Raw genomic sequence first — 13038 nt, 5'->3', positions numbered from 1 at the left:
ATACAAGCGTGCGGGCCGGTCTTTAACGGCTAGGTCTCCCACCCAGGTAGCTGGGCTCGCGGCGCTTGAGCGCGCCCACCACCGCATAGGTCACCGGCAGCAGCACCCATTCGATGAGGCACTTGTAGATCACGCCCAGCACCAGGTAGTTGCCGAACTCGCCCCAGCTCATCATGGGCTCCAGCCCGAGGAACGCGGTGAACGCGCTGAAGGCCACCAGACCGAACAGGAACGTGTCCACGATCTGCCCGAAGACGGTGGACGACATCAGCCGTGCCCAGAGGTTCCGTTCGCCGAAGCGCGCCTTGATCCGGACGATCACCACCGCATTGACCAGCTGTCCGGCCAGGAATGCCAGCAGTGAGGCCACCAGGATCCGCAGGTAGACCCCGTCCCAGCCGAAGAGGATCTCGAAGGCTTCCTGATTCCACGCGCCCTCTGTGGCCGGAGAGGCGGTGACCAGACCGAAGACCACCGCGCCGATGACCATCACACTGAAACCCACCAGCACGGCCCGGAACGCGGCCCGGAAACCGTAGACTTCCGCGATCAGCCCGCCGATCAGATAGGTCAGCGGGAACAGGAACACCCCGCCGTCCACCACCCATTCAGCGAAGCCGAGGTCAAAGGCCATGGTCTTGGTCGCGGCGATGTTGGAGATCAGATAGAACGCGGCCAGCAGCGCCAGCAGGGTCGGGTAGAACCGGCTGCCGACCTGGGCGAAGGGGGTCACAGGAGTGCTCATGATGTCCTCGGGGTCTTGGTCAGCGTGATCAGGGTGTCGCAGAGCGTCTGCGCCCAGCGATGGTCATGGGTGGTCAGCAGTACCGCGCAGCCGGCATGCGCCAGGCCGCGCAGCAGACGGGTCAGCCGCTCCATCGAGGGCCCGTCGCGGCCCAGGGTGGGTTCATCCAGCAGCAGTACGCGCGGTTGCAGCAGCAGCGCCGCTGCAATCACCACATCCTTGCGCTGGGCAGGCGTCAGGTCATAGGGGTGGGTCTGGGCGTGCTCGGACAGTCCGGTGCGCTCGAGCACCTCGGCCACTTCGTCCGCCGAGGGTGCACGACGACGTCGCCCCTCACCTCTGCGGGTCTGCCAGAGTTCCTTCTCCACCGTGAAGGCAGAGAGCTGTACCCCGGGATCCTGCCCCACCCAGGCGAGGTGGCCGGCGCGCTGATAGGCCGGCAGATTCGTGAGGTCCACACCGGCGGGGCCCAGGACAGTCCCAGACACCGTGGTGGCCCCCGCGCCGGTGGCTCTGTTCGGCAGAAGCCCGGCCACGGCACGCAGCAGCGTCGATTTCCCCGCTCCGTTGGGACCAAGCACGCCCGTGATGGTGCCCGGGATCAGGGACAGGTCTACGCCATTCAGAACAGTGCTCCCGCCCCGGACAACGGTCAGGCCCCGGGTCTGCAGGAGGGGCGACCACCCCGGTGCGGAGGACGGCCCGGAGACCGGAACCTCTGCGATGGTGGGGGACGCTGCGGCCCCGGTGGTATCCCACACCCCGCGGGCGGCACAAGTCGGGCTTCCGGCGTTGTGTGAGGAGCGGTTTGCTGCAGTGCTGGCATCGTCGACAGCTGCCGGACTGAGGAGGCGGGCGACGTCGTCGTCCCGTTTCGCGGTGTTCGTCAGTGACGCGTTCTGCAGCGACCCGGCCTCTAGGAACAGGGTGCGCGGACAGAACGCCGTCACCTCGTCCCACTGGTGGGCGGCGATCAGCACGGCCCCACCCGCCGTGCAGTGCTGCCGCAGTGCGTTGAGCAGGCGAGCCCGGGCCGCGGCGTCGAGCGAGAGACTGGGCTGATCCAGGATGAGGACCGCCGGGTCCAGCGTGAGCAGGGAGGCCAAGGCCGTCAGCTGGCGCTCGCCTCCGGAGAGCTCCTCCACCCGGCGGCCGGCAAGCTCAGCGATGCCCAGCAGTTCCATCACCTGCTGGGCCCGGGCCGCGCATTCGGACAGCGGGTGCCCGGTCAGTCGCCCCGGGAGCTGGATCTCATCCAGGATCACCGAGGCCATGCCGGTCAGCTGGGCCTCTGGATCATCGCCCAGCAGGGCCACAGGTGCGACGCCGGCAGGTTGAGCGGACTCCTGACCGGGGAGCGCAGCGTCGCAGACGGTGACGCTGCCGGTGAGCCGCCCGTGTTCGGCCAGCAACCCGGCGGCGGCACGGCACAGAGTTGAGGTCCCCGACCCCTGGGGGCCCAGCACGGCCACGGCGTCACCGGCGGCCAGGCTCAGGGCGACGTCCTGCAGCGCAGCCGGCGCGGTTGCGTGGTCGGATGTCACCTCCGGGTACCAGAAGCTCACACCGCGCAGCTGCAGCAGGGGGGTGGACCCGGCGGAGCGAGCAGAGGGAAGATCAGCCACGGAGCACCTCCAGGAGGTCACTTGCTGAGGGCAGCGCAAGAACATCGGTCAGGGAGGCGGTGACCAGAGCCACGCTCAGCACCGGTGCCGCCCACCGCAGTGCGCGCTCGCCGGTAGCCTTACGGTAGGTCCGCGCCGGCGTGGGATGACGGTGCCGGCCGAATCCGCGCTGCACCAGCGCATCGTGGCGTTGATCCAGCTGGACCAGCGAGGTGGTCAGCAGCCCGGCGAGGATCCCGGGCAGCAGGCGCACCCGAATAGTCCACCGGTCCGTCGCCCAGCCACGGGCCGCGCGGGAATCCAGAGCCTGGGACGTGCGACGACGGATCAGCGGCACCAGGGTCATGGCGGTGGCGCAGATATAGGCCACGCTCAGGGGCAGACGCAGCCCCACCAGGCCGTCGAACACGCGCGAGGCGTTAGAGGCGAAGGCCAGCAGGGCGCACAGGGCAATCATGGCCGCCACGCGTAGCCACAGCTGAGCCGCCACCGCCAGTCCCTCCACCGTGAGGGCGGCGGGTCCAGCCTGCCAGAGCACCGTGACGGCCTCTCCCGGATAGAAGAGCCCCTGGATGATGCCGACCATGATCAGCATGGGACCGGCCAGTACGACCAGCGCCGCCAGCCAGCGCGCAAAGCGCACCCGCGTGGAGAGCACCGCTCCCAGGCAGGAGAGCACCAGGACCGACGCCGGCACCACCGGTGAGGCCACCCCGTAGACCAGCAGGAGGGCGCAGCCCAGCAGCACCAGCTCGGTGGAGGGGTGCATCACGGTCGGCGCCGGCGTCCTAAGAGAACGTGGGCTGCCGGCGCCGTCGGGAGTGGTCACCGGGTGCGCGGTGAGGTGCGCCGGAAGGAATGCGCTGTGAAGGGGAACCGTCCGCGCATACGGCGCGGCAGGGCCCACAGCACGGCAAAGGCCAGCGCAAAGATGATGGCCTTATCGGCGATGTCGCTGACTACCGACTGGGCGAAGGTCGCGTGCAGCATTTCCAGGCCGGCGGCCTGCAGAGTGGCCACGGCGCCGCCGGTGCCCACGCCAAGTCCGCCGCCGAACAGGTACGCCGCCACGGGTGCACCCAGTGCGCCGGCGGGAACTCCGGCCACGGCCCCGGCCAGTACGGCCCACCACAGCGCGCGGAAGGCGCCGGAGCGGGCGGCCCAGCCGGCGGCGGCACCGATGAACGCCGCGCCGGCGGTGAAGGCGATGACGGTGGGGTTGATGGTCACACCCCAGATGACGTTGCTGAGGATGCCGGTCAGGGCTCCGGCGGCGGGACCGGCGATGACGCCGATAACTACCGTGCCCAGAGAGTCCAGATAGAGCGGGATGGGCGTGAGGGTTCCCACCACCTGACCCACCACGATGTTCAGAGCGATCGCGACGGGCATGAGCGCGTAGACGCTGCGCGGAATGCGGGGGAGTGTGCCGGCGGCGATGAGAGCGGCGCCGGTCAAATAGCCGAGCATCACACCCAGAGTGGTGTGGCCCAGATCCTGGCCGAGCGTGGCTGGCTGGCTGGTCAGCACCCACAGATAGGTGCCGAGGATGACCAGGGAGCCGGCGGCGATGGCCGCCAGAGTCCATGCGGGAGCAGGAAGCGGTCGGTACAGGGATTCAGTGTGCTGGGTTTCTCCGGGATCCGCCGCGGCTGCAGCGGACCCCTGCCCAGAGGTCGGGTCGGTACTCATTGGTCAGGTCCTCTCATCAGAGTCTCGGCCAGGTGCGTCAAGAATTGCGAGGCATCCAGGCTGCGAATCAGGGTGGCATTGGGCTGCCGGTTCCAGCGGCCGAGCCAATCGGCCACCGTTTCACCGCGGGTCAGGGTGCCGATCAGTTCAACATCGACGGCGGCATCTGCGGTATGCGCCCACGGGATTATCTCCTGTTCAGCGGCCGGGAGCGAATCTGCTGTCTGTGCTCGTGCCCAGCCGATGGCCGCGGCGGTCACATAGGGGTCATGGATCTGCGCCAGGTAGCCGTGGCCGTCCCATTCATGGAACTCGAAGTAGAAGCGCAGTGCCTCAGCCAGCTGCCCCAGATATTGCCGCCAGCGGGGTGCTGCTGAGGATGAGGACGTGATCTGTCCCAACAGTTGCGGGGTCATCACCACTGCCTCGGTGGCCTCGATGGGGCCGATGACCGGCAGCGGGGTCCCCGGAGCTCCGAAGGCCGCGAACACCTCAGCGGCAGCCTCCGGATCCCAGGTGATGTTCCATTCGGTGGTCGGATGGGTGTTGCCGCGGTAGTTGAAGGCCCCGCCCATGATGAACAGCCGCTTCAGCAGGGTGGGGAGTTCCGGTTCCAGGCGTAGCGCCAGTGCCAGATTGGTGTGCGGACCCAGAACGACGCCGATCACCTCACCCGGATGTGTTCGGGCGGTCTGCACCCAGGCTTCGGCGGCGGAGAGTTGATGCGCCGTCGTCGTCGGTTCATCCAGCACTGCGTGACCTGCACCCAGCGGACCGTGGGTGTCGTCGGCGAAGATCGGAGCCGGGTCGCCCGCGCGGTGCGCTACTGGGTTCTCGGCCCCGCGGTGGACGGGAATGTCGGTGCGGCCGGTGAGTTCCAGCCAGGCCAGCGCATTTCGGGTGACTGCATCCACCGGGACGTTACCGGCGCTGGCCGCGATACCGGTGATCTCCACGTCCGACTGGCAGAGGGCGTAGCCCAGGGCGATGGCGTCGTCGATGCCCGGGTCGCAGTCAATAAAAAGCCGAATCACTTAGTCCATTCTGCCGCGGAAGATGACTGTGTCCCATCCGTTGTGGCACAGCGGGCCGGATTTTCGGTCAAAACCGCCATAACGGGTGGGAGATTCGCGGGCGGTTGCTACTGGTTCCCATCCGTTGTGGCGAGGGGCCGGCGGCGGGTCGCCGATGAAGTGCCTCGCCGCCGCGGGCGGGTGCCTTCTCCCCGCCGTCGTCATTCAGCCATGCCTGCTGGATAACCCCCTTGTGACGCGGCAGCGCCTCACCTAGCGTGGCAGGCAGGAGGTCCTTCATGCCTCGTGCAGATGAGCCCAAGTCAACACAGCGCACGGTCACGCCCGGCAACATCACTGTGGCTCAGCGCGAAGAACTGCTGCGGCAGCGCCAGCGTCAGACCGGCCGCCCCTGGCCCCAGCGGGCGAATCGGCTCTTCGGCGACCCCGGCCGCGGAAGCTGGCTACTGATGGGCATCGCTGCGTTCGCGCTGATATTCAACGGGCTGATCTCTGTCGCTCGGTTGACGCCCCTGTTAGGTGAACAGACAGCCGCGCAGCTGATCGTCTCGATTCTGGGCACGGCTCTGCTGCCAGTCGGCATGCTGTTCGCCTGGGCGGCAGCCCGGCTGTGGATCTTCCTCAAGCAAGTGGACCGTGAGTTGTACGCTCAACCGCGTTAGGCGCGCCCGCGTCGGACAGCCATGACAATGCCGACGCCGATGAGCACCAGTCCCAGCACTCCCAGGCCGATCATCAGCGGAGTGCCCCAGCCGCCCAGCGGGTCCTCCTGGCTGGCCGGCGCTGTCTCCGGAGAGTCAGTCTCCTGTGGTGTGGGCGATGCGCTGGTCTCCTCCGGTTCAGCGCTGGTGGTCTCCTCGGTGGGCTCGGGGCTCTCAGTAGTGGGGGAGGGCTCGGTAGTGGGAGATTCTGTCTCTGCGGAATCCTCAACCACGGTGAAGTGCTCGGCGAAGTGCGCCTCAGCCTCCTCCTCGCTGAGCATCGGATCCGAATAAGGAGGGCCAACGGTGAAGGAACCGTCGTCGAGCTGGACCAGCTGGAAACGCAGCTGCTCGAAGGCGTAGTACTGCTGAGGGTCAGCAAAGACACCGGCAACACCGAAGCCCAGCGTCAGGTCCATCTCCAGATAGTCTTCTGGTTCGTTTCCGGCCAGACCCATCTCCTCGACGTCGATGACTGCGCTGGTCTCGGTAATTTCGTCAGAGTCGAAGACGCCGTCAGTGCCCGCCACATTAATGGTCCATTGGTAGGCCTCGGCTTGGGGGATCTCCTCCCATTCGAAGGTGATCTCTGGACCTTCAACGGTGCCGTGGAGGTCAAAGGGGATCTCTTCACCGGCCGCCGAGGCAGCCGTTGAACCGGCCAAGAACAGCCCGAAGGCGGCCAGCGCTGAGAGTATCGAAGTGCGGAGTGGGGCAGTCATGAGCGGCTTCCTTCTGGGCGACAGACGGTGTGCCACCAGCATGACCTACATTGCAGCGGCAAACAACATGTTGCTATTGCAAATTAATAACGATCCACCGAGAGCCGCAGTTCTCGCATCGGGGCGGAACAGAAAGCCGGAGCCTCAGTCGGCGTAGGAGCCGGTCAGCAGCACGCCGCCGCCGTCGACACCCTTGGCGCCCTGCACAAAGTCCTCACCAGCTGCAGTGATACGGGAGTCAGCAGCGTCGTAGCGGCTGATCTCACCCATCACCCAGGCGCGCTGACCCGCGGCGTTGAGCTGGGCGATAGCCGCATCAGCCTGCTCTGCGGCCACCACGGCCACCATGCCCACGCCAAGATTCCAGGTCCGCTCAGCATCGGCCTGCGGCACGCCGCCGAGCTTGCTGAGCACGCGGAACACCGGCTGCCACCCCCACGTGGAGCGGTCCACAGTGGCCAGCAGGCCGGTTGGAAGAACTCGCGCCAGGTTTGCGGCCAGACCGCCTCCGGTGACGTGGCTGAAGCCGCGCACGGGCGCCTCGGGAGAAATCTCGCCCTCAGCGGGATCACCGTTGAGCGCGGTGACGAGATCCAGGCAGGGCTGGGTGTAGAGCCGGGTGGGTTCCAGCAGCTCCTCGCCCAAGGTGCGTCCGAATTCGGGGACATGCCGGCTGAAGGCCCAACCCGCCTCCTTCACAATTCGGCGGACCAGTGAGTAGCCGTTGGAATGGATCCCGGAGGAGGCCATGCCGATCACCAGATCCCCGGCCCGTACCCGCTCAGGTCCCAGCACCGCGGAGGCGTCCACCACGCCGGTGGCGGCCCCTGCGACGTCGTACTCGTCCTCACCCAGCAGCCCCGGATGCTCGGCGGTCTCCCCGCCGACCAGGGCGGTGCGGGCCTCTGCGGAGGCTTTGGCGATCCCGGAGACGATGTCGGCGATCCGGGCCGGTTCCACCTTCCCGCAGGCGATGTAGTCGGTCATGAACAGCGGTTTCGCCCCGGAGACCACAATGTCGTCCACCACCATGCCCACCAGGTCGAAGCCGATGGTGTCGTGCTTGTCCAGCGCCTGGGCGATCGCCACCTTGGTGCCCACCCCGTCGGTGGAGGTGGCCAGCAGCGGCCGCGGCAGACGCTTGAGCTCGGAGGCGTCATAAAGGCCCGCGAAGCCGCCGAATCCGCCCACCACCTGCGGGGTGTGGGTGGCCTCAATATGGGCCTTCATCAGCTCCACGGCACGGTCGCCGGCCTCCACGTCCACCCCTGAGGAGGCGTAGGTGATCGGTGCGCCGCCGCTGCGGTGTGCTGTCATCTGCCTGCTTTCGCCGTGGTGTCCTTGAGGGCCTCTTCACGCAGCGGCGCCTCCGTCTCGTCCAGCTCAAACTCTGCGTCGGGGCCCGGTTCGCATCCGGCCTGCACCCGGCGGTGCGGCATCCCGGGCAGCACCGGCTGCTCCAGCAGCATCTTGCCGCGGCGGTCCTCCGGGGGCAGCTCGATCGGGTACTCCCCGGAGAAGCAGGCGGTGCACAGGGTGGAGCGCGGCTGGCCGGTGGCCTGAATCATTCCCTGTTCGCTGATGTAGGCCAGCGAATCTGCGCCCACCGCCTGAGTGATCTCCTCCATAGTCGCGCCGTTGGCGATCAGCTCGGCGCGGGTGGCGAAGTCGATGCCGTAGAAGCAGGGCCACTTGATCGGCGGGGAGGAGATCTTCACGTGCACCTCGGCGGCGCCGGCCTCCTTGAGCATGCGCACAATGGCACGCTGCGTGTTCCCCCGGACGATGGAGTCGTCGACGACGACCACCCGCTTGTCCTTGACCACGTGTTCCTGCACGTTGAGCTTCAGCCGGATTCCCAACTGGCGCAGGGTTTGGCTCGGCTGGATGAAGGTCCGGCCCACATACGAGTTCTTGATGAAACCCTGGGCGAAGGGGAGCCCGGAGGCTTCGGCGTAGCCCACCGCCGCCGGGGTGCCTGATTCGGGCACCGGAATGACGATGTCGGCGTCGTGGGTGTCCTCCCGGGCGAGCTGGCGCCCCATCTCCACCCGGGATTCGTAGACGCTGCGGCCGTTGATGTTCGCATCCGGCCGGGCCAGGTAGACGTATTCGAAGACGCAGCGGGCCGGAGCGGCATCGGCGAAGCGGTGGGACCGGACGCCGTCGGCATCGATGGCGATGAACTCACCCGGCTCGATCTCCCGGATCACGCTGGCTCCCACAGTGGCCAGGGCTGACTGCTCCGAGGCCACCACCCAGCCGCGGCTCAGCCGGCCCAGCACCAGCGGACGCACTCCCTGCGGATCGCGGGCGGCGTAGAGCGTGTTCTCGTCCATGAACACCAGGCAGAACGCGCCCTTCAGGGTCGGCAGCAGGGCCAGGGCCTGCTCCTCCAGGGACTCGCCGGGCTGATCCTTCAGCAGTGCGGTCACCAGCGCGGTATCAGTGGTGTTGCCCTGGGCCAGCTCGCCGAAGTTGGGCCTGCCGTGGCGCTGAACAATGCGGTCGTAGAGCTCGCCGGAGTTGGTGAGATTGCCGTTGTGCCCCAGGGCTACTGTGCCGTGGGGTGTGTCGCCCAATGTGGGCTGGGCATTGGACCACTGGTTGCCGCCGGTGGTCGAGTAGCGGCAGTGGCCCACCGAGATGTGCCCGCGCAGGGTGGTCAGCGTGGTCTCGTCGAACACCTGGGAGACCAGTCCGACGTCCTTGTAGACGTGGATGTGGTTGCCGTCGCTGGTGGCGATGCCGGCCGATTCCTGGCCGCGGTGCTGCAGCGCGTAGAGCCCGTAGTAGCTGAGTTTGGAGACCTCCTCGCCGGGAGCCCAGACTCCGAAGACTCCGCATTCGTCCTGCGGCAGCGGATCCTCGTCCAGAAGGTTGAAGTTCAGGCGGCCGTCAGCGCGGGCCATCGGCTGTCCTCTCCGCAGGCGCAATGCTGTAGGTCTCCTTCTTGCGCCGCAGCAGCTTCTCCACGGTCAGCCAGGCGGTGGCTGCCAGGGCCAGCGCCGGCATGCAGAACACCAGCGTCATATGTCCCAGGGAGGAGGCGCGGGTGTAGTTCTCCGCCGGCGGGGTGGAATACACGACGACGACGGCGGCTGTGAATGCCACTGCCACTGCGCCGATGAGGAAGGGCAGCAGCTTAGGGGCGGTGCGGACGCTCACCGTACGGTGCGGCGTGGTCGAGGGCATAGGGACAATTCTACAGGCCCCAGCCGTGCTGCCTGGCGCCCCTCAGATCAGCGGGAGCTGCCCGTGCGCAGGCCGACACTCCCGGCAGCAGGTCGCCGGAGCAAAGGGGCCGGCCGTACCCACCTTCGGGCGCCTCAGATCAGCGGCAGCAGCGTGGAGAGGTCTGCCCGGGTGCCGGAGGCGCTGATGCGCCCGGCAGCGGAGGCCTGCTCCCAGGTCAGCGAGCCGGTGGCCAGCTGAAGCCAGGTGGCGGCATCGCACTCCACCACATTCGGCGGGGTGCCGCGGGTATGAGTAGGTCCGGCCACGCACTGGGTGACCCCGAAGGGCGGCACCCGGACTTCCACCGAGTTGCCGGGGGCGCGTTCGGTCAGCTCCTCCAGCAGGTAGCGCACTGCGGTGGCGGTGGTGCCGCGGGAGGCATCGCCCTGGACCCACGCTGTCACGGCGGCGGCGCCCTGCTGCGCAGAGATGCGGCGGCGTGCAGGCATCGGGTGCTCCTCAGAGGTGACGGAGAGCGGCGGTGACCCCATCGGAGAGCCGCAGACTGCCGGCCACTGTGTTCTCCGCCCCGCCGGTGATGGGCGGCACGATCTTCTTCAGCACAGCTTCCAGCCGGTCCAGGTCCACGGCTCCGTGGGCGCCGAGCAGGCTCAGTGCCACCAAGTGATTGGCCCGGCCCGAGCCGTCCAGGGTCTTCACCGCCGCGGCGGTGCCGTCGGGTGCGGCCACGGCCAGCACGCCTTCGGCGCCGGACTTGGCCAGCAGGCCCAGCTCCTCCATCACCACAGTGTCCGCTTGACCCTGGCCGTGCACCGCCCACGGGTAGTCCAACATTGCCTGGGCCACGGTGAAGGCATGGACTTCGGCATCGCGTCGGCTCAGCGCTGAGGCGACCTTTCCGAAGCCGCGGGCCAGTGCGGTCAACGGCATCGCCGCAGCGGGGGCGCCGCAGCCGTCCACCCCGTGCAGCGTCGGAGCCTCGCCGGTGTACTCCTGGTAGACCTCAGTGACGCGCTGCTGGAGAGGATGCTGCGGATCGGTGTAGGTGGCCAGCCGGTACCCCTGGGTGCGGCAGGCTGCCAGGAAGGCGGTGTGCTTGCCCGAGCAGTTGAAGGCCAGAGGTGTTTCGGCCTTGCCTGCCTCAATGTGGATGCGCAGGTCCGCTGATCGGGACGGCAGGGCCGCCGGGCACTTCAGTGCGGATTGGTCCAGCCCCTCTTTGGCCAAGGTGCGGGACGCCAATTCTTGGTGGCGGCGGGATCCGATGTGCGAGCCGCAGGCCAGAGCGACAGCCTCGGGGCTGATCAGGGCTCCGGCTCGCAGCGAGGCGATGGCCTGCAGCGGCTTGAGCGATGAGCGCGGGAAGATGATCGACTCCGGCGAGCCCAGGGAGGTCACCACGCTGCCGTCGGGGCCGAGGAGTACGGCTGAGCCGAGATGGCGCGACTCCACCACACCGGCGCGGGTCACCAGTGCCAGTTCTGCGGAGGCGGCGGGGGAGGCGGTCTGCACAGTACTCATAGTCCCTAGCCTATCGGCGGGCACCCGGTGCGGCTGCGCCCCGCCGCGGAGCGTGCCCGGGGGCGCGTGCATAAAAGACGAGGCCTCTCACCGCGAGGGAGTCCTGCATGAGGCGCCGCCTCCCCCTGCCCGGGAACTCGTCTACGAGGCGCGGTTTTCACTGCGCGGGGGAAATTCCGGGAGTCTCCCCGGCGTCTTGACGCAAGTTACCAGCGGACATAGTTTAAAAGTGCGCGCATATATCTTTTATCTGTTTTGAAATGATCAGGTGATGGGACTCCCGCCCACCGTATGGCTGGCCTCTGCGGAGGAAGCTCCTGCCGCCGCTGCTCTGCAGGCGTGATTCGATGCGGAGTTCAATTCGCCGTGCCCGCCGGTGGAGAAGCTGGCAGAACGTTTCCACTGCATCATCGCCGGCGATCATGGATTCGTGCTCCTCGCAGGCGAGCGTGCCGGCCCCGCTGGGCACGCTTTGGTGACTCTGCGGCCGACCATCTACGACGACGGGCCGCTGGCGGTCCTGGATGAACTCTATGTTCAGCCTTCGCGCCGGAACCGCGGCCTAGGGAGTCTGATGCTGCAGAAGGCGATCGCTGAGGTGCAAGCGCGCGGCGGCTCCGAGATGCACATCAACGTGGATGAAGTTGACCTCGATGCACGGAGGTTCTGCGAGCGCCACGGCTTCACCAATATCCAGCCGGGCGAGGACTTCCGCATGCTGTGCTATCTCAAAGAGCTGCAGCCCTGAGGGCCCTCTCTTGACCTTGACGTTGCGTCAACCTCTAGCGTGGAGGCACCAGCTGAAAGGAGTGCAGCATGACGGCCGAAACTGCCGCCGCCGGGGAGGCCGAGTGGTCCATTCAGGAGGTCGCTCGCCTCACCGGGACGACCAGTAGGACCCTGCGGCACTATGACGCCATCGGGCTGCTGCCGCCCTCACGGGTGGGCGTCAATGGTTATCGGCACTATGACGCCGAGGCGCTTCTCCGCCTGCAGCGCATCCTGCTGCTGCGGCAGATGGGCCTGAGCCTTCCGGACATCAGCCGAGCACTGGAGGCTGACCGACCCGCTCCGGGCGACCGACCCGCTCCGGCCGGCCGATCAGCCCCCGCCGACCGAGGCGCCGGGGCTGATCGGGCCGCGCAGGCCCAGGTGCTCCGCGAGCATCTGAGAAGCCTGCGCTCCCAGCAGGAGCGACTGGGGCGGCAGATCGCCTCGGTTCAACACACGATCACAACTCTGGAAGGAGGTGGTGAGCTCATGGCGGACACCATGTTCGACGGGTTCGACCACACACAGCACAAGGACGAGGTCATCCAGCGTTGGGGAGCCGATGCCTGGACACGCAGCAGCGACTGGTGGGAGGGACTCAGCCCCGAGGAGAAGAGCCGCTTCACTGCGGAGGTCGAGTCGCTCAACGCCGCGTGGCGCTCCGCCGCCGACGACGGCGCAGTTCCGGACTCTGCACGCGCTCAGGACCTGGCTTCGCAGCACATCGCGTGGCTGGAGGGTGTCCCGAGCGCACCGCGGACCGATGGTCAGCTGGACGCCGACTATCTGCTCGGCCTGGCTGAGATGTATGTGGCCGACGAACGCTTTGCCGCCAACTACGGCGGCGCCGAGGGTGCGCAGCTGGTCCGCGACGCCCTCCAAGAGTGGGTGCGGCGCAACCACCGCTGAACCGCTGCGTGAAGCGGTGCCGCGCCCGCCCGCTCGGCACCCCGCCGCGCGCCTCGCCGCAGCGCCCGCGCACGGCACCCACGGCCAAACTGGCCCGTGCCGTCGCTGGCTTTTCACATG

General features: G+C 67.7%; 14 protein-coding genes. 3 read left to right on the top strand and 11 right to left on the bottom strand.

The features are described 5' to 3' along the window. Positions 1 to 22: 22 nt before the first annotated feature. Genes Q1K09_RS01105 through Q1K09_RS01085 form a run of 5 tightly spaced genes read right to left on the bottom strand, consistent with a single transcriptional unit; the run spans position 23 to position 5096 of the window. Positions 23 to 745, bottom strand: a complete 723-nt coding sequence (locus Q1K09_RS01105) for a queuosine precursor transporter (RefSeq protein ID WP_300342488.1) — start codon at positions 743 to 745, stop codon at positions 23 to 25. After that, positions 742 to 2370 carry an ATP-binding cassette domain-containing protein gene (locus Q1K09_RS01100; RefSeq protein ID WP_300342486.1) on the bottom strand — a complete coding sequence of 543 codons (1629 nt, stop codon included), beginning with the start codon at positions 2368 to 2370 and terminating at the stop codon, positions 742 to 744. The genes Q1K09_RS01105 and Q1K09_RS01100 overlap by 4 nt, the downstream gene beginning before the upstream one ends. Further along, complete coding sequence (locus Q1K09_RS01095; protein ID WP_300342654.1) at positions 2363 to 3139, bottom strand: energy-coupling factor transporter transmembrane protein EcfT; 777 nt, start codon at positions 3137 to 3139, stop codon at positions 2363 to 2365. The genes Q1K09_RS01100 and Q1K09_RS01095 overlap by 8 nt, the downstream gene beginning before the upstream one ends. A 56-nt stretch (positions 3140 to 3195) precedes the next feature. Beyond that, the gene (locus Q1K09_RS01090) at positions 3196 to 4062 is read right to left on the bottom strand and encodes a histidine kinase (protein WP_300342484.1); all 867 of its coding nucleotides are present in this window, start codon (positions 4060 to 4062) and stop codon (positions 3196 to 3198) included. After that, the gene (locus Q1K09_RS01085; RefSeq protein WP_300342483.1) at positions 4059 to 5096 is read right to left on the bottom strand and encodes a nucleoside hydrolase; all 1038 of its coding nucleotides are present in this window, start codon (positions 5094 to 5096) and stop codon (positions 4059 to 4061) included. Before Q1K09_RS01085 ends, Q1K09_RS01090 begins: the two co-directional genes overlap by 4 nt. Before the next feature lie 278 nt (positions 5097 to 5374). On the opposite strand from Q1K09_RS01085, the gene Q1K09_RS01080 reads away from it, so the two are divergent. After that, positions 5375 to 5758: a hypothetical protein gene (locus Q1K09_RS01080; protein WP_300342481.1), complete on the top strand. Its 384-nt coding sequence runs from the start codon at positions 5375 to 5377 to the stop codon at positions 5756 to 5758. Here Q1K09_RS01080 and Q1K09_RS01075 read toward each other — a convergent pair. The 6 genes from Q1K09_RS01075 to Q1K09_RS01050 form a co-directional block, all read right to left on the bottom strand. Next, entirely contained in the window at positions 5755 to 6519 is a 765-nt protein-coding gene (locus tag Q1K09_RS01075) for a hypothetical protein (protein ID WP_300342479.1), read from the bottom strand. The two genes, Q1K09_RS01080 and Q1K09_RS01075, sit on opposite strands and share 4 nt — an antisense overlap. Positions 6520 to 6663: 144 nt before the next feature. After that, complete coding sequence (gene purM, locus Q1K09_RS01070; protein WP_300342477.1) at positions 6664 to 7836, bottom strand: phosphoribosylformylglycinamidine cyclo-ligase; 1173 nt, start codon at positions 7834 to 7836, stop codon at positions 6664 to 6666. Continuing rightward, positions 7833 to 9431 (bottom strand): amidophosphoribosyltransferase, encoded by a 1599-nt coding sequence (purF, locus tag Q1K09_RS01065; protein WP_300342475.1) that lies wholly within the window; start codon positions 9429 to 9431, stop codon positions 7833 to 7835. Before purF ends, purM begins: the two co-directional genes overlap by 4 nt. Continuing rightward, positions 9418 to 9714: a hypothetical protein gene (locus Q1K09_RS01060; RefSeq protein WP_300342474.1), complete on the bottom strand. Its 297-nt coding sequence runs from the start codon at positions 9712 to 9714 to the stop codon at positions 9418 to 9420. The genes purF and Q1K09_RS01060 overlap by 14 nt, the downstream gene beginning before the upstream one ends. A gap of 134 nt (positions 9715 to 9848) precedes the next feature. Beyond that, positions 9849 to 10205, bottom strand: coding sequence for a sterol carrier family protein (locus Q1K09_RS01055; RefSeq protein ID WP_300342472.1), 357 nt, complete (start codon positions 10203 to 10205; stop codon positions 9849 to 9851). Between the two features lie 10 nt (positions 10206 to 10215). Next, a complete protein-coding gene (locus tag Q1K09_RS01050) occupies positions 10216 to 11238 on the bottom strand; it encodes an asparaginase (protein ID WP_300342470.1) in 1023 nt (340 codons plus the stop codon). A 376-nt stretch (positions 11239 to 11614) separates the two neighbouring features. On the opposite strand from Q1K09_RS01050, the gene Q1K09_RS01045 reads away from it, so the two are divergent. Together Q1K09_RS01045 and Q1K09_RS01040 are read left to right on the top strand one after the other, a co-directional pair. Beyond that, positions 11615 to 11986: a GNAT family N-acetyltransferase gene (locus Q1K09_RS01045; RefSeq protein WP_300342469.1), complete on the top strand. Its 372-nt coding sequence runs from the start codon at positions 11615 to 11617 to the stop codon at positions 11984 to 11986. Positions 11987 to 12054: 68 nt separating this feature from the next. Continuing rightward, positions 12055 to 12918: a MerR family transcriptional regulator gene (locus Q1K09_RS01040; RefSeq protein ID WP_300342467.1), complete on the top strand. Its 864-nt coding sequence runs from the start codon at positions 12055 to 12057 to the stop codon at positions 12916 to 12918. Positions 12919 to 13038 lie beyond the last annotated feature (120 nt).

The organism is Nesterenkonia sp. (genome assembly GCF_029265375.1).
In the GTDB taxonomy this organism is placed as follows: Bacteria; Actinomycetota; Actinomycetes; order Actinomycetales; family Micrococcaceae; genus Nesterenkonia.
The sequence above is the reverse complement of the archived record's forward strand: the minus strand, read 5'-3'. Positions and strand labels throughout refer to the sequence as shown.